Source organism: Planotetraspora thailandica, assembly GCF_016863335.1.
Classification (GTDB): domain Bacteria; phylum Actinomycetota; class Actinomycetes; order Streptosporangiales; family Streptosporangiaceae; genus Planotetraspora; species Planotetraspora thailandica.
Genome location: NZ_BOOR01000027.1, coordinates 55237 through 74619, shown reverse-complemented (window position 1 = coordinate 74619; position 19383 = coordinate 55237). Strand labels below are relative to the sequence as shown.

Below are 19383 nucleotides of genomic sequence, written 5' to 3'. Positions count from 1 at the left end.
ACCACGACAGACGAGGGAGGCCCGATGGCTGACGCCGGAAGCGGACGGGCGGGCCGCGTGCGCGCCTTCGAAGGAGTGCTGGCCCGCATCGAGGAGCGCATCGCGGCCGACGGCCTGACCGTGGGCGACCGGCTGCCGGGCGAACGCCAGCTCGCCGAGCAACTCCAGGTCAGCCGCTCGTCGGTGCGGGAGGCCATACGCGTGCTGGAGAGCCTGGGCGTCGTGTCGTCCCAGGTGGGCCGGGGCCCGGACGCGGGAGCCGTACTGACCTCGCGGCCCGCCGACGCGCTCGGCGGGCTGCTGCGCCTGCACCTCGGGATCGCCACGTTGTCGATGCGGGAGGTGGTCGACGCCCGGCTCATGATCGAACAGTGGTCGGCGCAGCGTGCGGCCCGTTCAGGCATGGCGCTCGACACCATGGAGCGCGCCCTGGCGGCGATGGACACGGCGGCCGGGCCCGAGGAGTTCGTCGAGCACGACGTCGTCTTCCACTCCGCCATCGTGGAGGCGTCCGGCAACCGGCTCACCTCGGCGTTCACGCAGGCGTTGCGCGACGCCGTACGGCACTTCGCCGTCGCCGCCGTCGCGCGGGCGGGCGACACCGGGGACCTCCAGGCCGACCACCGGCGGATCCATCGGGCGATCGCGGACGGCGACGCCGACGCGGCAGTGGCCGCGATCGCCGTCCACCTGGCTCGCGCGTACCCGCCTGGCACCGAAAGCTAGAACGTGTTCTACTTGGAGGGTGGCTGACGACCTCCGGCTGGGACTGAACCTCGGATACTGGCAGCGCGGCGCCGACGACGCGACCGAGCTGGTGCAGGCGGCGGAACGGCTCGGGTACGACTCGGTGTGGACGGCCGAGGCGTACGGAAGCGACGCCTTCACCCCGCTCGCCTGGTACGGCGCACGCACCAGCAGGATCAAACTCGGAACCAGCGTCGCCCAGCTGTCCGCGCGCCCCCCGGTCACCACCGCGATGACCGCCATGACGCTCGACCACCTCACGGGCGGCCGCCTGCTTCTCGGCGTCGGCGCGTCCGGCCCCCAGGTGGTCGAAGGGTGGTACGGCCAGCCGTTCGCACGGCCCCTGGCCAGAACCCGCGAATACGTCGAGATCATGCGGAAGGTGTGGCGCAGGGAGGAGCCGGTGACCGCCCCCGGCCCGCACTACCCGCTTCCCCTGCCCGGCGGGCTCGGCAAGCCGCTCAAGCTCATCACACATCCACTCAGGGACGACATTCCCGTCTACCTCGGCGCGGAAGGCCCGAAGAACGTCGCGCTCGCCGCCGAGGTCGCGCAGGGCTGGCTCCCGCTGTTCGTCTTCCCCGAGAAGATCGAGACGATGTACGGCCAGGCGCTGGCCGGGGCGGGGCCCGACTTCGACGTCGCCGCCATGGTGACCGTGATCGTCACCGACGACGTACGGGCGGCGCTGAACGGCGTCAAGATGATGCTCACGCTCTACATCGGCGGCATGGGGGCCAGAGCCCGCAACTTCCACGCCGACATCGTCGGCCGCATGGGCTATGCGGAGGCGGCTGAGCGCATCCAGGCGCTTTACCTCGCCGGGCGCAGGGACGAGGCCTTCGACGCGATCCCCGACGAGCTCGCCGACGGCATCTCCCTCGTCGGGCCGATCGGCCGCATCCGCGAAAGGCTCGAGCTGTGGCGCAAGAGCCCCGTCACCAGCCTCCTCGTCATGGGCCCCCGCGACGAACCCACGTTGAAGGCCGTCCGCGACCTGGTCCTCGGGTAGGGAGCCCGTTCCGTCAGTTCGCCCCGCCGGCGTATTTGGCGGGAAGGCGCGCCTTGGACAGGCCGGAGGCGAGCCGCGGAGTCAGCGATTTGGCGTACGTCGCCGTGATGTGCGAGCCCTGGCGGTAGACGAGCACATTGCCGATCACGGGTGCGCACCGGTCCGCGGGGCAGATCGCGTCGAAGAGATCGACGATCCGCACGTTCGCCTGGCCCTTGACCGCCGCGTGCTGGGCGGGCGCCGCGCCGGCGGCGTAGTGCCCGCGGTCGAACGAGCAGGCCGACAACTTCTCCGGGTTCTTCTCGACGCACTCGTAGACGTTCATGCCGGGGGGCGCGTTGTCGGCCACCACCACGATCTTCGTCTTCAGTGACGTGAGCTCGGACCAGACGGCCCGCAGGCCGATGGCCATGGCCTTCGTCGTCACACCCCCTCCGGCGTCACGTCCCTTGCCCTGCCCCTGCGAGGTGATCATGAAGTCCGGCGGGTCCGCTTTCAGCCGGCGGAGCACCTCGCCGTTCCACTGCCGGCACGACTCGTACGGCTCGCCGTTGTAAATGGTCGTCGCCAGGGAGAAGGCGCAGGCGGCCTTGAAGTAGGTGACCACCCGCCAGCCGTTCTGCTCGGCCAGCGGCTGCAGCGCCGGCATCCACTGGACCATCTTGGAGTCGCCGACGACCGCGACGGTGACCTTCCCGTTCTTGTCGCCGTATTGGCAGGTGACGACCTCGGCCTTCTCCGTGCCTTGCTGGCACCCGGCGGCGTACGCCTCTGGGACGTCGGCCGTCGCCTGGGCGGGAGTGGGGGTCATCCACGCGACGTGATCGACCACGGCGCCGGCCGCATCGTTGCGGGGCTCGTCACCCAGAACCGCCGCACCGAGCGCGACACCGTGTTGCGTGGAACCGGCGGGGCCCTGCGTGCTCGCGACCCCGAGCACCAGGACGAGGCCTGCCGCCACGCCCAGGAGCGTGAAGTTGGCCCCGACGCTGAGCGCGAGCCGCGCCGAGCGCGAGACGGCCGCGGAATGCCGGAGGGGGTTCTCCACGAAACGGGCGCTCAGCCAGGCGGGGACGACCGAGACGGCGGCCACGATCAGGCCGCGCGCCACCGACAACCCGCCCAGGTAGGCGGTCGCCACCACAAGGAGCGGCCAGTGCCACAGGTAGAGCGAGTACGACAGGCCGCCGACCCATCGAAACGGCCGCAGGCCGAGGATCGACGCCGGCCCTCCCCCGGTCACCGCGAATCCGGCCGCGATGACCGCCGCGGCGCCGATCGCCGGCAGGGCGGCGGCATAGCCGGGCCACGGGGTGTCCGCGGTGACCAGCAGCCCGGCCGCGGCGATGGCGGCCAGGCCGCCCCAGCCGACGCCGATGGCCAGGGCGCGTGGCAGCCGGGTGAACGCGCCGGCGGCCAGGGCCACCGCCGCGCCGATTCCCAGCTCCCACATGCGCGTAGTCGTCTCGAAGAACGCACGGGCCGGCACGTTCACCGTCTCGCTCAGCGACCACGCGAAGGACGGGATGATCACCAGAGCCAGGCAGGCCCAGAGCGTCGGCTTCGGCAGCGAGCGGATCAGCTTGGCCACGACGACGCCGGCAAGGATCAACAGCGGCCACACCAGGTAGAACTGCTCCTCGACCGCCAGCGACCAGAAGTGCTGGACCGGCGAAGGCTGGGAGTCCTCGGCCAGATAATCGACCGCTCGGTCGGCGAAACGCCAGTTCACCGCATAAAGAGCCGAACCGGCGATGTCCCCGCCGATCTCTTTCCATCGCGTCGACGGGATGAGCAGGCGCGTGAGCACGGCGGTCACGAGAAGGACGACGCCCGCGGCCGGCAGGAGACGCTTGGCTCGCCTGGCGTAGAAACGCACCAGCGAGATCGTTCCCGCCCGGTCCACCTCGGACACGAGCTGGGTGGTGATCAGAAATCCCGAGATGACGAAGAACACGTCGACGCCGGCGAATCCGCCGGGAAGGAAGGGGATACCCGCGTGATACAGGACCACCAGCCCGACGGCCACCGCGCGGAGCCCTTCGATGTCACCACGGAAGAGGCTCGAGCGTCTCGCCCCGTCGGCTGTGGACGACCCGTCCGCCTGATCAGCCGCGCCGGGAACCACGGCGTCACGTGAGGACTCACCGAGCCGCCCATGCCCGTACGGACCGGACGTCGCGAACTCATCGGTAGGGCTCGGCGACGTCTCCCGGATGCTCAGTGCGATCACCTGTCCACAGTGAAATTGCCGGTTCTGTCGCGGTATCGGCCAGCTTTTACGGATACGTCGGCGCTTGTGAGTAGGCGGCAGCATAGTGGCCCTCGTCTGCGGCACGGAGAATCTTCGCGTCGCCTGGGCTGGACGACTTCGCCTGATTAAGAGGATCACGGACGGGATAGGAGTGAGGCGAAGTCAGAAAGTACGGCGAAGCAGAAGTGCGGCGACGTCCTCAAGCGCGGCGGAGAGTTCCGCGGATGCCAGGGGGAGAATCACATGCGGTCGACCTCGTCACCGGCGGGCCGGGCGGCCACCGCCCTGTACGCCTGGTTCACCGTCCAGGTCATCGCGATGGCCGCGCTCATGGTCTTCGAGGAGTCCCGGGGGCACCGGCTCGCCCTGCAGATCGCGGCCCTCGGCGGCGATCCCGACGCCCCGGGAGCCGACCAGGTGGTGGGCGCGGTGACGACGTTCGCGGTCCTGGTGATGGCGCTGGTCGTCGCGACCTGCGCGGCGGCGATGAGCTACCTGGTGTGGCTGCGGCGCGTCCTTCCCGACGTCTCCCGGCTCAGGATCGTCTTGGCGTGGATCGTCCCCGTGGTCAACCTGGTGGCGCCGCTCGCCCTGGCCGACCGCGCCTGGCGCCAGGCGGGAACGAGCCCGGCCCCCGCCCGGAGGGGCGGGTTCTGGAACGGCCCCGCCGACGAACCCGCTCAGGAGGGCCGCGGGCGCTGGCTCGTGCTGGCCTACTGCTGGTGGGCGAGCTGGCTGGCGGCTCTCTTCCTCGTGTTCGTACGGCCGGGCCATGACGGGCTGACGGGCATCGGCCTGCCCCAGCTGGGCGCCACGATCGTGGCGGCCGTCCTGTGCGCCGCCGCCATCCGGGAGGTCACCTCCCTCGGCGAGGTGCGGCGGACTCCGGAGATCCGCCCCTCCCGGCAGCCCGCCCACCACTCCGGCTACTTCCGTGAGCGTCACCGCGCCGGCGGCGGCCCCGAACTGCCGGAGCTGGCGTGCCAGAGCCGCCGCTGGGGCTCGCCGGGCCGGCCGAAGATGCGGCCCTCCCGCACCCCGGGGGTGGGCCCGATATCGGAGTAGGGCGACAACCGGAAGCCGTTGCCGTACTCGATGGCACGGCCGCCCACCCCGGCGCCCTCCGGCGGCGGCGCGTCCAGCACGGCGCGCACCGCCCCGATGCCCTCGGCCCGCCACAGCCGGTCGAGGTCGGCCAGGTTCCAGCAGCGCAGGGCGCGCAGCGAGACGGCCCTCGCTCCGGTCCGCCTGACCACTCCCCTGGCGACCAGCAGCCACGACCCGAACACCGTGGCCGCCGTGTGGGCCTGCACCGACTCGAAGAACGTCAGGTCGACGGGGCCGGTCGAGTCGTCGAGCGTGGTGAAGATGACCCGCTGGCCCGAGCGCACGGCGGGCGTCTGGGTCGCCACCTTGACCCCGGCGACCAGGATCTCGGCGCCGTTCCTGTTTTTCAGCAGGTCCTTGGACCTGGTCACGCCGATGGCGTCGAGCAGTTCCTCGTGGAAGGCGATCACATGGCGGCTGACGTCCATGCCGAGGACCGACAGCTCGGCCTCGACCGCCTCCGCCTCGGTCATCTCGGGCAGCTCCCCCGGCGTGACCCGCTCGGTGAATCCCATGGGCAGCTGCCCGGGCACCGCCGAGGAGGCCCGGTCGAGCGTGCCCACCTGGGCCACCAGGTCGCGTCTGGTCACCTCGCCGGGCCGCCATCGGGGCTCGCCGGGGCGCAGGCCGTACAACGCGTCGAACCCGCCGACCTCGACGATCCGCTCGGCGATCGGGCGTGACGGGCGGGCCCGCTCCCAGAAGTCGGCCATCGAGGTGTACGGCCGGCCGGCGACCATCCGGTCCACCTCCGCCGCGCTCACCCCTTTGACGGCGGAGAACGGCACGCGCAGGCCGTACCCGCGGCCGATCTCCTCGATCCTGAGCTCGCCGGGCGGGGCCGGCGCGGCGGCGCGCGTGCGTTCCACCAGCCAGTCCCTGCCCGAGTGGTTGACGTCCAGGGGCAGGATGTCGACGCCGCACTGGCGGGCCTCGTCGAGGATCACCCGGTTGGGGTACATGCCGGGTTCGTGGGTGAGCACGCCCGCGAAGAACGCTGCGGCGTGGTGCCGCTTGAGCCAGGCCGACTGGTAGGTGGGCAGCGCGAAGGCCGCCGCGTGCGCCTTGCAGAAGCCGAACCCGCCGAACGCGTCGAGCACCTTCCACGCCTTGTCGATCGTGGCGTCGCCGAAGCCGTTCTCCTGGGCGAGCGGGACGAACCACGACCGAACGATCTCCCGGCCCGCGGGGGTGCCGAGGGTGCGGCGCATCTTCTCGGCGAACGACAGGCCCTGACCCGTCATCACGTCGATGATCTTCAGGACCTGCTCGTGGAAGACGACCACGCCGTGGGTCTCCCTGAGCGCGTCCTTCAGCCTGTCGTGCGGATAGAACGGCTCGCGGTACCCGTGCCTGGCCTCCAGGTAGGGGGTGACCATGTCGGAGTTGACGGGACCCGGGCGGAACAGCGAGATGTCCACGATCAGGTCGTGCATGGTCCGGGGTTCAAGCTTGGCCACCAGCTCGCGCTGCCCGGGCGACTCGATCTGGAAGCAGCCGAGCGTGCGGCCGGTACGGATCATGTCGTAGGTGGCCTGGTCGTCGTGGGGGACGGCGTCCAGCTCGATCTTCCGGCCGTCGACCCGTTCGATCTCCTTGAGCGAGTAGGCCATCGCCGACTGCATGCGCACGCCGAGCACGTCGAGTTTGAGCATGCCCGCCTCCTCGACGTCGTCCTTGTCGAACTGCGACATCGGGAAGTCGAGCAGGCTGCGCTCGACCGGCGTGCGGTCGCGGAGCGCGGAGTTGCCGATCAGCACCCCGCACGGGTGGAGCGCGATGTGCCGGGGCAGTCCGTCGAGCTTCTCCGCCAGCCGGAACACGGTCTGCAGCGACCTGTCGTTCAGCCCGCTGTCGCGCAGCTCTGGCAGGTCGGACACGGCGGCCCGGATCTGCTTGGCCCTGACATGCGGGAACGCCTTGGCGATGGCGTCGATCTCGTGCGGCGGCAGGCCCATGGCCGCGCCCACGTCGCGCAGCGCGCTGCGCGCCCGGTAGGTCTCCATCATGGAGACGCAGGCCACGCGGGCCTCGCCGTACCGGTCGAGGATCGCTCGGTAGCAGTCGAGCCGGCGCGCCGACTCCACGTCGACGTCGATGTCGGGCAGGCCGCGGCGCCCTTCGGACAGGAAGCGCTCCATCAGCAGGCCGTGGTCGAGGGGGTTCACCTCGCCGATGCCGATGAGGTGGTTGACCAGGCTGCCCGCTCCCGAGCCCCGGATCGCGCAGCGTATGCCCATCGAACGGATCATGTCCGTGATGCCGGCGACGGAGATGAAATATCCGGACAGGCGCTTCTTCTCGATGATCTCCAGTTCGGCGGCGAGCCGCTCCCTGGCCTCTCGGGAGCGGGCCAGGCCGCGGTCGATCAGCCCGTCCGCGCACCGGTGCCGCAGCAGCGGAACCGGGTCCTCCCCGATCTCCGGCAGGTGCAGCCGGGGGTCGTGCTCGTCCAGGAGCGGGACGATCTCGACGGGGTCCAGCACGCACGCGTCCGCGACGCGCCGGTTTTCCGCCAGCAGCCGGCCGGCCAGGTCGCGGTCTCCCCCGCAGATCCGTACGGCCAGGCGGGTCATCTCCTGGCCGTCCTTGAGGTAGGCGTGGGCGGTGGGGCTGTCGACGTGCCGGGAGTGGAGCGGCACGAGCTTGCGCGCCGCGTCGAGCACGTTGCCCACCTGGTGGTCGGCGGAGTCGAGGTAGCGGACCGCGTTGGTCAGCACGGCCGGCACGTCCGCCGAGCGGGCCAGCCCGAGCATGCGGGTGGCGATGTTCGTGTCGCGGTAGCCGTACAGGTCGGTCAGCTCGACCACCAGGTCGGGCACCACGGAGCGCCAGGCCAGCAGCAGGGACCTGGCCTGGTCGTCGCGCCCCTCGGCCATCGCGCGGCCGACGCCGGAGTGCGGCCCGAGCATCACCACCAGCCGGGCCTCTCCTCCGGGGCCGGTCGCGTGCTCGGCCACCATCCCCGGCGTCACGTACGGCTCGCCGCGCTCGCCCGCGTGGTGGGCGGCCGTGACGAGACGGCACAGGGCGGCCCAGCCGCCGGAGCGCGCGAGCACGACGATCCGCGCCGGGTCGTCCTCGCCGGACGGCGGCCCGAGCGCGAGGTCGACGCCGACGATCGGGGCGACGCCGTTGGCGTGACACGCCTGGACGTGCTTGATCGCGCCGTAGAGGCCGTCGCGGTCGGTCAGCGCGAGCGCGTCCATCCCGTGTTCGGCGGCCCGCTGGGCGAGGGCGCCGGGGAAGGCCGTGCCGTACCGCAGGGAGTAGGCCGAGGCCACGTGCAGGTGAGTGAAGGGAGTCATCAGCGCCTCCCCGGTGACAGGATCGGGAACGTTCCCATCAGTCCCACGCCCTCAACAGGAGCCAGCCGCCGCTCGCGGTGTCGAAGCGCAGCTCGTAGGTGCCGACGTCCCGGCCGGCGGCGGCCTCGACCCGCCAGAACCGCCGCTCGCCGGGATCGGCGTCGGAGGTCTTCCACCATTCGCGGGCGACCACCCAGTGGTCCTGCACCTGGCGCACGGTATAGAGCCGGTCCCGCCAGACGAACTGAGCAGGCTGACCGTCCCGGGCCCATACCTCGATCGGATCGCCGTAGAGTCTGCTCAAGACGTCTTCTCCCTGTGGCTGTGCGGCCACCCGGGGGAAGACGGGCGGATCAATCGGGCAGAACGCCCGCTAGTTCGAACATACGTTCCCAGAAGATCGAACGCAAGTCGACACCCTCACTTCCCGGCGCGACGGCGAGCCAAGGGAACGACCCGCCGGACGATTCGCAGCGGTGTCCAGGTGCCGGCCGGATTTCGACGCCCGCCGCGGGGACGCGGGGAACGATGCCGCATCGGCGAAGAAGGAGCCCGTCGCCGCGTGGCCTCCCCTATCCCCAGAACCATTCCTACCTGCAATTACCGGAATTAAATCACACCGCACCATATAAGCCGACGCATTCCATTACATCGAGTATTCAGATCGGTCAAGTTAACTTTTTTTAACCCATATTCAGATTTTTCGGCATGCAATCATCTCGACGTACCGCGCCCATTTTCGTAACAATGACACCGATTTGGCACGCCAGACATCGGAGTAGGGAGCGCCCATGTCCATCCTGTCGCGAGCCGCGCTGGCCACGACGGCCATCGCCGCCGGAATCGTCACCCTGACGGCCGTTGCCACACCGGCGTTCGCATACGTCGACCACCTCTATCACGGAAACAGCTGGGCGTCGTTCGACAGCTCCACAGGCAGATTCACCGTCTGCGACAACGACAACGACGGCCGCCGGGTATACGTCTTCGCCAAGAAGCTCCACGGCTCGGAAACGTCGCACATGTACGACCCCGACAGCTATGGCGGCGGCTGCGGTGGCGGAACGATCGGACACGCCACTTCTTCCGACCCCTGGAACATCTGGGAATTCTGCGTGGACATCCCGTTGTGGTCGGACGACTGCGCCGCCAGTGGCCTCACCTATTGATAATCCGTACAACTGAGCCTTTTCCATCGTGATCATGCTGGTCACGGCGGATGAGACGAGGCTCCCGGTGACGGCGGTCGGTCACGATCCGATGCCCCGGCCGGGAGCCTCGCCCGCGTTCGAGAACGGCACCCTGCAGCCGATTACCAGCGATCGACAAGATCGGCCCAACCGATCTGCAAGAGCGGGCCTCCACGCTTCAAAGGACGGCGGACGAACTCGCGTCCGCCGCGTCCAAGGAGGAACACGATGACGGTTGACACGCCCGTCCGCCCTGCGATCTTCGTGGGTCAGGAGCAGATGACCCTCGCCCCGGCGCCCGCGCTGGCCCAGTGGGAGCGGGACCTGATCGCCCGCCTCGAGATCGAGCGCGCCCTGCACCAGATCGAGTCGATGCACCCGAACGAGACCATCAGCGGTTCGGGCGACGGCTGGGACGACTGCGACTACGCGCGCTGATCTGGTAGCGAAGTAGAGAGGGGTTGCGCTCATGCGTGTCCACGAAAAGTCCGTGCGGATCGCCGTCGTCACGCATGAGCGCGACCTGCACGCCCACGCCGTCAAAGCGGAGATGGAGCGGCGCCTGCCGGCGAGCGTGCACATCTTCGAGACCGACCACTTCGGCGACGGACCAGGGCTCAGCTGGTCGCCGCAGGGGCTCACCGAGCCGGTGTTCCCTGACGCCGAGGGAACGCGGGTCGACCTGCGGGAGCTCGACGCCGTCTGGTTCCGCCGGCTCGGCAACACTCGCACCTCGGCCAATCCCGAGGTGACCGATCCCGCACACCGCGAGCTCATCGACACCGACACCAGGGCCGCCGCGCTCGGCATGCTGCTGACCGACTTCCGCGGCCGGTGGATCGACCGCCCGTCGTCGATCTGGGACGCGCAGAACAAGGTCGCCCAGCTCCGCCTGGCCCACGAGCTGGGCGTGCGGATCCCTGAGACGCTGGTCAGCCAGTCGCCCGAGCGGATCCGCGAATTCTGCGGCGCGCGCCCGAACGCGATCGTGAAGGCGGTCCAGGGGGTGATGCAGGCGCCGGCCGGCACCATCACGGTCGGACAGGAACTGCTGGCCGACGACGCGGCGATGCGCCTGTGCCCGGCCATCTATCAGGAGTTCGTGCCCGGCAGGCGGCACGTCAGGGTGCAGGTCTTCGGCGACCGGGTGCTGGCCGCGCTTCTGGAGTCCGACGATCTCGACTGGCGCCCCAACCTGAACATTCCCGCGGCCGAGCACACGCTGCCCGACGCGATCGAGGGGGCCCTCCGCGCGATTCTGCGGCGGCTCGGGCTGACCATGGGCGTCTTCGACCTCAAGCTGACCGACGAGGGCGAATACGTCTGGCTGGAGCTCAACCCGCAGGGCCAGTGGCTGTTCGTCGAAGGCATGACCGGACTGCCGCTGATCGACGCGTTCACCGGCTTCCTGTACGGCGAAGCGACCCGATGACCCGGCGGGTGCTGGCGCTGTTCCGGCCGTACGTCACGCGGGTGCTCCTCATCACCGGCCTCATCGTGGCGTCGGCCGGGCTCGGCGCGGTGCTCCCGTTCCTGAGCCGGGACATGGTGGACGAGGGCCTGTTCGGGCCCGGCGGGCCGCGGATCGGGCTGCTCACCGGCCTTCTCGGCGTCATGCTCGTGGTCACGGCGCTGGGCGGCGGGCTGGGCGTGCTCCAGTCCCACCTGTCGAGCCGCATGGGCCAGGACGTGATGGAGAAGCTGCGCACCGGCCTGTACACGCACCTTCAGCGGCTGCCGCTGACCTTCTTCACCGGCACCAGGACGGGGGAGATCCAGTCGCGGGTCATCGGCGACGTCGCCGAAGTGCAGAGCACCGTCAGCACGACGGTGCCCACCATCCTGGCCAACGCCGTGACCTGCGTGACCACAGTCGTGTGCATGTTCGCGCTCTCCTGGAGGCTCACGCTGGTCTCGATCTGCCTGCTGCCCGTCGCGGCCTGGCTGACGGCCAAAGTGGCCGTGCACCAGCGCCGCGTCATCGCGGGCGTCCAGCACTCGCGCGCGGAGATGACCGTCATCGCCGAGGAGACCCTGTCGGTCTCGGGTGTCCTGCTCGCCCGCGTCTTCGGCCGGCAGGACCACGGAGTGCGCAGGTTCGGAGGCGAGAGCCGGCGCCTGGCCGCGCTGCAGGTGCGGGCCTCCGTCTCGGCGCAGGCGCTCGGCGCGACGCTGCAGGCGTTCTTCCTGGTGATGCCCGCCGTCGTCTACGCCGCCGCCGGGTTCGCCGGGACGTCGACACCGGGGACGCTACTGGCCTTCACCTCGCTACAGGCCCGGCTCTTCCTCCCGGCGGGCCAGCTCATGCAGGTCGCCGTCCAGTTCCGCGCCGCCACTGCCGTGTTCGAGCGGATCTTCGAGTATCTCGACCTGACGCCGGACGTCGCCGACCGCCCCGGGGCGGTGGCGGTGCGCGCGGAGACGACCCGGGGTGAGATCAGGCTGGAGGGTGTGACGTTCCGGCACGACGGCCACGACGGCCGGCCCGCGCTGCAGGACGTGTCGCTCACCGTCCGCACCGGCCAGTTCGCCGCGATCGTCGGACCGAGCGGGTCGGGCAAGACCACGCTGGCGCACCTCATCATGCGCCTGCACGACCCCGACCGGGGCCGGGTCACCGTCGACGGGGTGGACGTCCGCGACCTGACGCGGGAATCCCTCGCCGGGCTGTTCGGCGTGGTGACCCAGGAACCGGTCCTGTTCCACGCGACGATCGCCGACAACCTGAGGTACGCGAAGCCGTCCGCGACGACGGCCGAACTGGAGGCGGCCTGCGCGTCTGCGCGCGTCCACGACCGCATCATGCGGCTCCCGGACGGCTACGACTCCATGGTGGGCGAGCGCGGCTCCCGCCTCTCGGGCGGGGAGAGGCAGCGGCTCGCCATCGCCCGCGCGATCCTGAACGACCCGCGCGTCCTCGTGCTCGACGAGGCCACCTCGGCTCTCGACGCCGAGAGCGAGCGGCAGGTCCACCAGGCGCTGGCGCCTCTCCTCGCCGGCCGTACGACCATCGGCGTCACCCATCGTCTCGCCATGGCCCGTTCGGCGGACGTCGTCTTCGTGCTCCACGAGGGGCGCCTGGTCGAGCAGGGCACCCACGACGAGCTCATCGAGCGCGGCGGACGATACGCGGAGCTCTTCCGCCGTTCACCGGACGCGGCGGCCCTCCCCCTCTAGCCGGCCGCGCGGCGTCAGTCGCCGGCCCTGCGGACCAGGGAGTTGGCCGAGTGAGAATTGCGGATGCTGAAGGTGACGCTGCCCGCCCGGTAACGGTCGTCGGAGCACTCGACCGGACGGCCTTCCTGGGTGGTCGTGGTACGCCGCTGACGCAACAAGGGGCTGCCCCGGCGCACGCCGAGCATCCGCGCGTCCTCGGCGCCCGCGGAGACCGCGTCGATCAGGTGCTCGCCATAGGCGAAGACCAGGCCGACCGTCTCGTAGAGCTCCTGAGTGACCGACTCGCAGGCCGGGTCGAGCCGCTCCACCGCGGGGGCGATCCAGCTCGCGTAAACGGTCCGCTCCACCAGCACCGGTTCTCCGTCGAGCCGCCGGAGCCTGAGCACCGCGAGCACCTCCTCCCCCGGCTCGATCCCCAGCCGCGCGGCCTCACCGGAGGTTGCGGAACGGCGGCGGGAACCGATCACCTGACCGCCGGCCTGATGGCCGACTGAGCGCGCCCACTGCGCAAAGCTGTGCAACTCCGCGAAGCTCTGGCTGCGCTCGCTGCCGAGCACGATGCGCCGCGCGCCCTGCCGGGAGCCGACCAGGCCCTCCGAGACCAGCATGGCGACGGCCTGGCGGACGGTGCCGCGGGACGCAGAGAAACGCGAGGCCAGGGCGGCCTCTGAGGGTAACTGGGCGCCGATCGGGTAGTCGCCTCGGACGATCGCGTCCCGCAGTTCCCCTGCGATGTGTTCATAACGCGCCATCGTCCCTGTCCCTCTCCGTTCACTCGACTGACATCGATATGCGACTTACTGGTCTCGCTTGTTTGTACAAGTTGCCCTAGGTTCGATCCACATATCTCAGTGGGAGGAACGTTGTCCACTCGTATCGTCGGCGCAATGGCCGCGCTTACCCTAGCCACCCTGACCGCCGCCGCGTGCGGTTCGGCCCCCAAGTCGGACACCACGTCCGCCTCGGGAGGCGTTAACGCCGCCACGGCGACCTCCGTCCAGGACTTCGGTGGTCTCGACAAGCTCGTCGAGGCGGCCAAGAAGGAAGGCCAGCTCAACGTCATCACGCTCCCGCCGGACTGGGCGAACTACGGCGAGATCATCCAGACCTTCTCGACCAAGTACGGCATCAAGGTCAACAGCGACAACCCCGACGGCTCCAGCCAGGACGAGATCAACGCGGTCAAGACCCTGAAGGGCCAGGACCGCGCCCCCGACGTCCTCGACCTCGGCGCCGCCTTCGCCCTCAGCGGCGCGCAGGAGGGCCTGTTCGCCAACTACAAGGTCCAGAGCTGGGACAAGATCCCTGACGGCCAGAAGGACGCGAACGGCGCCTGGTTCTACGACTACGGCGGCTACATCTCCATCGGCTGCGACGCCAAGAAGGTCACCAACTGCCCGACGACCTTTGCCGACCTGCTGAAGCCCGAGTACAAGGGCAAGGTCGCCATGAACGGCGACCCGACCAAGTCCGGCTCGGCGTTCGCCGGCGTCTACGCCGCCGCGCTGGCCAACCAGGGCTCCTTCGACGACATCCAGCCCGGCCTCGACTTCTTCAAGAAGCTGAAGCAGTCCGGCAACTACAACCCCGTCGAGTCCACCCCGGCCACGGTCGAAAAGGGCGAGACCCCGATCAGCATCGACTGGGACTACCTCAACGCGAGCTACTCCAAGGAGTTCGCCAGCAAGGGCGTCGACTGGAAGATCGCCATCCCGACCGACGGCAAGTACGCCAGCTACTACTCCCAGGCGATCAACAAGACGGCTCCCCACCCGGCGGCCGCCCGCCTCTGGGAGGAGTTCCTCTACAGCGCCGAGGGCCAGAACCTGTGGCTGAAGGGCTACGCCCGCCCGGTGCTGCTGCCCGCGATGCAGGCCGACGGCAGCGCCGACGCCTCGCTGGTTTCCGCGCTTCCCCAGGTCGACGGCACCCCGACCTTCCCCACGCCTGAGCAGGTCGACAAGGCGAAGGCGACCCTGGCGAGCGGCTGGGGCGCGGCGGTCGCGGGCTGATGTCGGCACCGTCCGAAGTTCGTACGGCCGCCCCCCGCGGCGGCCGTACGAGGTCCAAGAGCTGGCTTGCGACCGTACCGCTGCTGGCCTTCGTCGTCCTCATCTTCGGCGTGCCCCTCGTGATCATTCTCGGCGGCACGTTCAAGCGTGAGGGCGCGTTCAGCGCCGCGAACATCACCGAGTCGGTGCAGGGCGCCTACCTCACCGCCATGATCGGGAGCGTGAAGCTCTCCGCGCTCGTCGCGGTCGTGGGGGCGCTGCTGGGGACGTTCCTCGCCCAGGCCGTGGTCACCTCGCGGTTCCGCATGCTGCGTGAGGCGGTGCTCACGGCGTCCGGCGTGTTGTCCAACTTCGGCGGCATTCCCCTGGCCTTCGCCTGGATCGCCACCCTGGGGAACTCCGGCGTGATCACCTCGGCCCTCGGCCTCGACTCGGTCGGGTGGAGCCTGTACAACTTCTGGGGCCTCGCCCTGGTCTACCTGTACTTCTCCGTCCCGCTGATGGTCGTCGTGGTCGTGCCTGCTCTGGACGGCCTGCGCCCGCAGTGGCGTGAGGCGGCCCAGAACAACGGCGCGAACACCTGGCAGTACTGGCGGCACGTCGGGATCCCGGTGCTGACGCCGACCCTGCTGGGCGGAGTCGTGCTGCTGTTCGGCGGCGCCTTCGCGGCGTACGCGACGGCGGCGGCGATGGTCGGAGGGACCGTCCCCCTGGTCACCCTGCAGATCGCCAACGCGCTGTCGGGCAACGTCCTGATCGGCCACGAGAACGTCGCGCTCGCCCTCAGCCTCGACATGATCATCGTTGCGGGCCTCGTCATGGCGGTCTACCTCCCGCTGCAGCGAAGGAGCGCCCGATGGCTGCGCTGACTCCCGAGGGCCCGATGGCTCCGCTGACTCCCCCGGCCATGACCGTCGCGGACGGGCCCACCGCTCCCACCGGGCAGGGAAGGCGGCGCCGGATCCGGGTGTGGCGCGGCGTGATCCTGGCGATCGCCGCGGTCTACTTCCTGGTTCCGCTGCTCGCCTCGTTCATGTTCACGGTCAAGGCGCCCGAGCAGGACTTCTCCCTGGACGCCTACGGCCAGATCTTCACCACCGAGGGCTTCGGCCAGTCCCTGCTGCTGTCGATCGGTCTCGGTGTCGCCACCATCGTGGTGGTCCTGCTCCTGACGCTGCCCGCGATGCTGGCCGTACGGCTCAGCATGCCCAAGCTGAAGCCGGTGCTGGAGGTCGTCTGCACCCTCCCCCTCGTGGTGCCGCCGATCACCTTCGTCGCCGGCATCAACACGGTGCTGCAGTTCGGGCCCGACTACCTGGCGAGCACGCCGTTCTACCAGACGATCTTCGCGATCCAGGACGAGAACTTCCCTGTGGTGCTGGTGCTGGCGTACGTCATCCTGGCGCTGCCGTTCGTCTACCGGGCCCTGGACGCGGGCCTGGGCGCGATCGACGTGCGCACGCTCGTGGAGGCGGCCAGGAACCTCGGCGCGTCGTGGCCGCACCTGATCTTCCGGGTGATCGTGCCGAACCTGAGGTCGTCCCTGGCCAGTGCGTCTTTCCTCACGCTGGCACTCGTGCTCGGAGAGTTCACGATCGCGAGTCTGCTGCACTTCCAGACCTTCCCCGTCTGGATCTACACGATCTCCGGCTCGCAGGCGCAGGTCTCTGTGGCCGTCTCGGTGTTCAGCCTCCTGATCACCTGGCTGCTGCTGCTCGCCCTGTCGTCGGCCGGCGCTAGGCAAAGGAGTGGCTCATGAACGGGGCCAAGGTGGAGCTGCGCGGGCTCCGCCGGAATTTCGCCGGCACACTCGCGCTTGACGGGCTGGATCTCACCATCGAGCCCGGCGAGCTGATCGCCTTCCTCGGCCCCTCGGGCTGCGGGAAGACGACCGCCCTGCGGTGCGTCGCCGGCTTCGAGCAGCCGGATGAGGGCGCCGTGCTGGTCGACGACAAGGACATCACCCGGGTGCCGGCCAACAAGCGTGACGCCGGCATGGTCTTCCAGTCCTACAGCCTGTTCCCCAACCTCAGCATCAAGGACAACGTGGCCTTCGGGCTGCGGGTCCGCAAGGTGGCCGCCGCCAAGCGGCACGCCCGCGCTCAGGAGCTGCTGGAGCTGATCGGCCTGCCGCACATCGGCGAGCGGTTCCCGCACCAGCTGTCCGGCGGTCAGCAGCAGCGTGTGGCGCTCGCCCGCGCGCTCGCGCTGGAGCCGCGCGTGCTGCTGCTCGACGAGCCGCTGTCCGCGCTCGACGCCAAGGTGCGGATCAGTCTGCGTGACGAGATCCGGCGGCTGCAGCTCTCGCTCGGCATCACGACGATCTTCGTGACGCACGACCAGGAGGAGGCCCTGTCGATGGCCGACCGGGTCGCCGTGCTGCGGGCGGGCCGCCTGGAGCAGGTCGCCGACCCGGCCACGCTGTACGACCGGCCCGCCACGCCGTTCGTCGCGGAGTTCGTCGGCACGATGAACCGCATCCCCGGCCGCGTGTCCGGCGACAAGGTCACCGTGCTCGGGCAGCTCCTGCCCGTCGACGGCGAGGTCCCCGCGACCCCCGACGTCGAGGTGCTCGTCCGCCCGGAGGCCGTGCAGGTCACTCCCGATGCTGAGGCAATCGGGATGGTCCTGGTCTCGTCCTTCCGCGGGTCGACGGCGCGGCTGCGCATCCAGCTCGGCGACACCGAGGTGCTGGCCGACGTGCCGGGTCACGACACCACGCGGCTCGCCCCCGGCACGCGCGTACGGGTCTCCCTGGTGGAGCGCCCCGTGCTCGTATCGGCGGCGGCGCCGCAGGCTCAGTCGGCAACGGTGGAAGGCCTGGTGCCGCAGCACGATGTCGTCTGAGCCCAAGGGGCCGGTCGGCGAGATTTCCGGAGAGCTGGGCGCCGTCCTGTTCGACATGGACGGCACCGTCGTGGACACCGAAGGTCTGTGGTGGGCGGCCTGCTTCGAGGTCGCCCTCCACCTCGGATCGGCCCTTTCCGCCTCCGACCAGCGGACCCTTCTCGGCCTGTCGATCGAGGACGCCGCGGCGCACCTCGTACGGCTGGCCGAGGATCCGCTGGACCAGGACAAGGTGGAGGCCATGGTCACCAGGGCGTTCAGCGTACGGGTCGAGGCGGGGGTGACCGTGTTGCCGGGAGCCCTCGCCCTGCTCGACGCGCTGCGTGCGGAGGGAGTGCCCGCGGCGCTCGTCAGCGCCTCGCCCCGGCAGGTCGTCGACCTGGTGCTGGAGACCGTGGGCGCCGACCGTTTCCAGCTGTCGATCGCCGCCGACGAGGGCGGCAGGAACAAACCCGCCCCCGACCCCTATCTGACCGCCGCGAAGAAACTCGGGGTCGCCCCGGAGAACTGCGTCGCCATCGAGGACAGCCCCACGGGGGTGGCCTCCGCCCAGGCCGCCGGGTGCACGGTCGTCCTCTCCGGCGGGGCGGAAGCCGTACCGGAGGGGGTGGCCAGGGTGACCACGCTGGAGAGCGTGGACGTGCCGCTGCTGCGGCTGCTGGCGTCCCGATTCCAGTGACGCGCGACGCCTGAACCAGGGCGGGGAACAGCCGCGGCACGGCTCCCGTTGGGCAGGATCAGAGGTAGATCCGAGATGAGGAGTCGCGCATGCGTGCCATCGTCGTCAACGCCCACGGGGATTCGTCGGCGCTCGAACTCGCCGAAATCCCGGACCCGGTGCCGGGTCCGGGAGAGGTCCTGGTCGACGTGGCGGCGAGCGGCGTCAACTTCATCGACGTCTACCGGCGCGAGGGCCGCTATCGGACGAAGCTGCCGCTCGTGCTCGGCTCCGAGGGTGCGGGCACGGTGACGGCGGTGGGGCAGGGCGTCGCCGACGTGGTGCCCGGCGACCAGGTGGCATGGGCCGACGTGCTCGGCTCCTACGCGGAGAAGGCCGTCATCCCCGCCGACAAGGCGATCGTGCTGCCCCAGGGCGTGTCCCCCGATCTGGCGGCCGCCGTGATGCTGCAGGGACTCACCGCGCACTACCTCACTCATTCGACCCACCAGGTCAAGCCGGGTGACGACGTGCTCGTGCACGCGGCGGCCGGCGGGATGGGCCTGCTGCTGACCCAGATGGCCAAGCTGCGCGGCGCCCGGGTCGTCGGCACGGTCTCCACGCCCGAGAAGGAGAAGCTCGCGCGGCAGGCCGGCGCCGACGAGGTGTTCGGTTACGACGACTTCCCCGAGAGGGTCAAGGAGCTCACCGGCTCCGGCGCCCACGTCGTGTACGACGGGGTGGGCGCCTCCACCTTCGAGGGCTCGCTGGCCTCACTGCGCCCGCGCGGGCTGCTCGCGTTGTACGGCGCGGCCAGCGGGCCCGTGCCGCCCTTCGACCTCCAGCGGCTGAACCAGGCGGGCGCGTTGTTCGTCACCCGGCCGTCGCTCGGCTACTACACCGCGACGCGCGAGGAGCTCGTCGCACGGGCCGACGACCTGCTGGGGTGGGTCGCCTCCGGCGCGATCAACGTGCACGTCTCCCGGCGCTACCCGCTGGCCGAGGCCCGGCAGGCGCACGACGACCTGGAGGCCCGCCGTACGACGGGCAAGCTGCTGCTGATCCCCTGAC

16 protein-coding genes are annotated in these 19383 nt (G+C 70.2%); 12 read left to right on the top strand and 4 right to left on the bottom strand.

Annotated elements, in window-relative coordinates; genetic code table 11:
- The first annotated feature begins 24 nt into the window (after window positions 1-24).
- Together Pth03_RS19540 and Pth03_RS19535 are read left to right on the top strand one after the other, a co-directional pair.
- Window positions 25-726, top strand: coding sequence for a FadR/GntR family transcriptional regulator (locus tag Pth03_RS19540; protein WP_203945757.1), 702 nt, complete (start codon window positions 25-27; stop codon window positions 724-726).
- Window positions 727-745: 19 nt separating this feature from the next.
- Window positions 746-1759 carry an LLM class F420-dependent oxidoreductase gene (locus Pth03_RS19535; protein ID WP_203945756.1) on the top strand — a complete coding sequence of 338 codons (1014 nt, stop codon included), beginning with the start codon at window positions 746-748 and terminating at the stop codon, window positions 1757-1759.
- 13 nt (window positions 1760-1772) lie between these two features.
- Here Pth03_RS19535 and Pth03_RS19530 read toward each other — a convergent pair whose 3' ends face one another.
- From Pth03_RS19530 to Pth03_RS19520, 3 genes are all read right to left on the bottom strand, one after another.
- Window positions 1773-3992 carry an acyltransferase family protein gene (locus Pth03_RS19530; RefSeq protein WP_203945755.1) on the bottom strand — a complete coding sequence of 740 codons (2220 nt, stop codon included), beginning with the start codon at window positions 3990-3992 and terminating at the stop codon, window positions 1773-1775.
- A gap of 962 nt (window positions 3993-4954) precedes the next feature.
- Window positions 4955-8428 (bottom strand): DNA polymerase III subunit alpha, encoded by a 3474-nt coding sequence (locus Pth03_RS19525; protein ID WP_203945754.1) that lies wholly within the window; start codon window positions 8426-8428, stop codon window positions 4955-4957.
- 37 nt (window positions 8429-8465) lie between these two features.
- Window positions 8466-8732 carry a DUF6504 family protein gene (locus Pth03_RS19520; RefSeq protein ID WP_203945753.1) on the bottom strand — a complete coding sequence of 89 codons (267 nt, stop codon included), beginning with the start codon at window positions 8730-8732 and terminating at the stop codon, window positions 8466-8468.
- 487 nt (window positions 8733-9219) lie between these two features.
- Here Pth03_RS19520 and Pth03_RS19515 point away from each other — a divergent pair, with 487 nt between their 5' ends.
- The 4 genes from Pth03_RS19515 (at window position 9220) to Pth03_RS19500 (ending at window position 12795) form a co-directional block, all read left to right on the top strand.
- Window positions 9220-9597, top strand: a complete 378-nt coding sequence (locus Pth03_RS19515) for a hypothetical protein (protein WP_203945752.1) — start codon at window positions 9220-9222, stop codon at window positions 9595-9597.
- Window positions 9598-9846: 249 nt separating this feature from the next.
- On the top strand, window positions 9847-10056 hold the full coding sequence (locus Pth03_RS19510) for a hypothetical protein (protein WP_203945751.1): 210 nt from the start codon (window positions 9847-9849) through the stop codon (window positions 10054-10056).
- A gap of 31 nt (window positions 10057-10087) precedes the next feature.
- Complete coding sequence (locus Pth03_RS19505; RefSeq protein ID WP_203945750.1) at window positions 10088-11050, top strand: ATP-grasp domain-containing protein; 963 nt, start codon at window positions 10088-10090, stop codon at window positions 11048-11050.
- Window positions 11047-12795, top strand: a complete 1749-nt coding sequence (locus Pth03_RS19500; RefSeq protein WP_203945749.1) for an ABC transporter ATP-binding protein — start codon at window positions 11047-11049, stop codon at window positions 12793-12795. The genes Pth03_RS19505 and Pth03_RS19500 overlap by 4 nt, the downstream gene beginning before the upstream one ends.
- Window positions 12796-12809: 14 nt before the next feature.
- Here Pth03_RS19500 and Pth03_RS19495 read toward each other — a convergent pair whose 3' ends face one another.
- A complete protein-coding gene (locus tag Pth03_RS19495) occupies window positions 12810-13547 on the bottom strand; it encodes a GntR family transcriptional regulator (protein WP_203945748.1) in 738 nt (245 codons plus the stop codon).
- Window positions 13548-13682: 135 nt separating this feature from the next.
- Here Pth03_RS19495 and Pth03_RS19490 point away from each other — a divergent pair, with 135 nt between their 5' ends.
- From Pth03_RS19490 to Pth03_RS19465, 6 genes are all read left to right on the top strand, one after another.
- Window positions 13683-14807, top strand: coding sequence for an ABC transporter substrate-binding protein (locus Pth03_RS19490; RefSeq protein ID WP_203945747.1), 1125 nt, complete (start codon window positions 13683-13685; stop codon window positions 14805-14807).
- Entirely contained in the window at window positions 14807-15676 is an 870-nt protein-coding gene (locus tag Pth03_RS19485; protein WP_203945746.1) for an ABC transporter permease, read from the top strand. The genes Pth03_RS19490 and Pth03_RS19485 overlap by 1 nt, the downstream gene beginning before the upstream one ends.
- On the top strand, window positions 15664-16566 hold the full coding sequence (locus Pth03_RS19480; RefSeq protein WP_239119187.1) for an ABC transporter permease: 903 nt from the start codon (window positions 15664-15666) through the stop codon (window positions 16564-16566). The genes Pth03_RS19485 and Pth03_RS19480 overlap by 13 nt, the downstream gene beginning before the upstream one ends.
- Complete coding sequence (locus Pth03_RS19475) at window positions 16563-17654, top strand: ABC transporter ATP-binding protein (RefSeq protein WP_203945745.1); 1092 nt, start codon at window positions 16563-16565, stop codon at window positions 17652-17654. Before Pth03_RS19480 ends, Pth03_RS19475 begins: the two co-directional genes overlap by 4 nt.
- Window positions 17644-18333: an HAD family hydrolase gene (locus Pth03_RS19470; RefSeq protein ID WP_239119186.1), complete on the top strand. Its 690-nt coding sequence runs from the start codon at window positions 17644-17646 to the stop codon at window positions 18331-18333. Before Pth03_RS19475 ends, Pth03_RS19470 begins: the two co-directional genes overlap by 11 nt.
- An 89-nt stretch (window positions 18334-18422) precedes the next feature.
- On the top strand, window positions 18423-19382 hold the full coding sequence (locus Pth03_RS19465; RefSeq protein ID WP_203945744.1) for a quinone oxidoreductase family protein: 960 nt from the start codon (window positions 18423-18425) through the stop codon (window positions 19380-19382).
- Window position 19383: the final 1 nt, after the last annotated feature.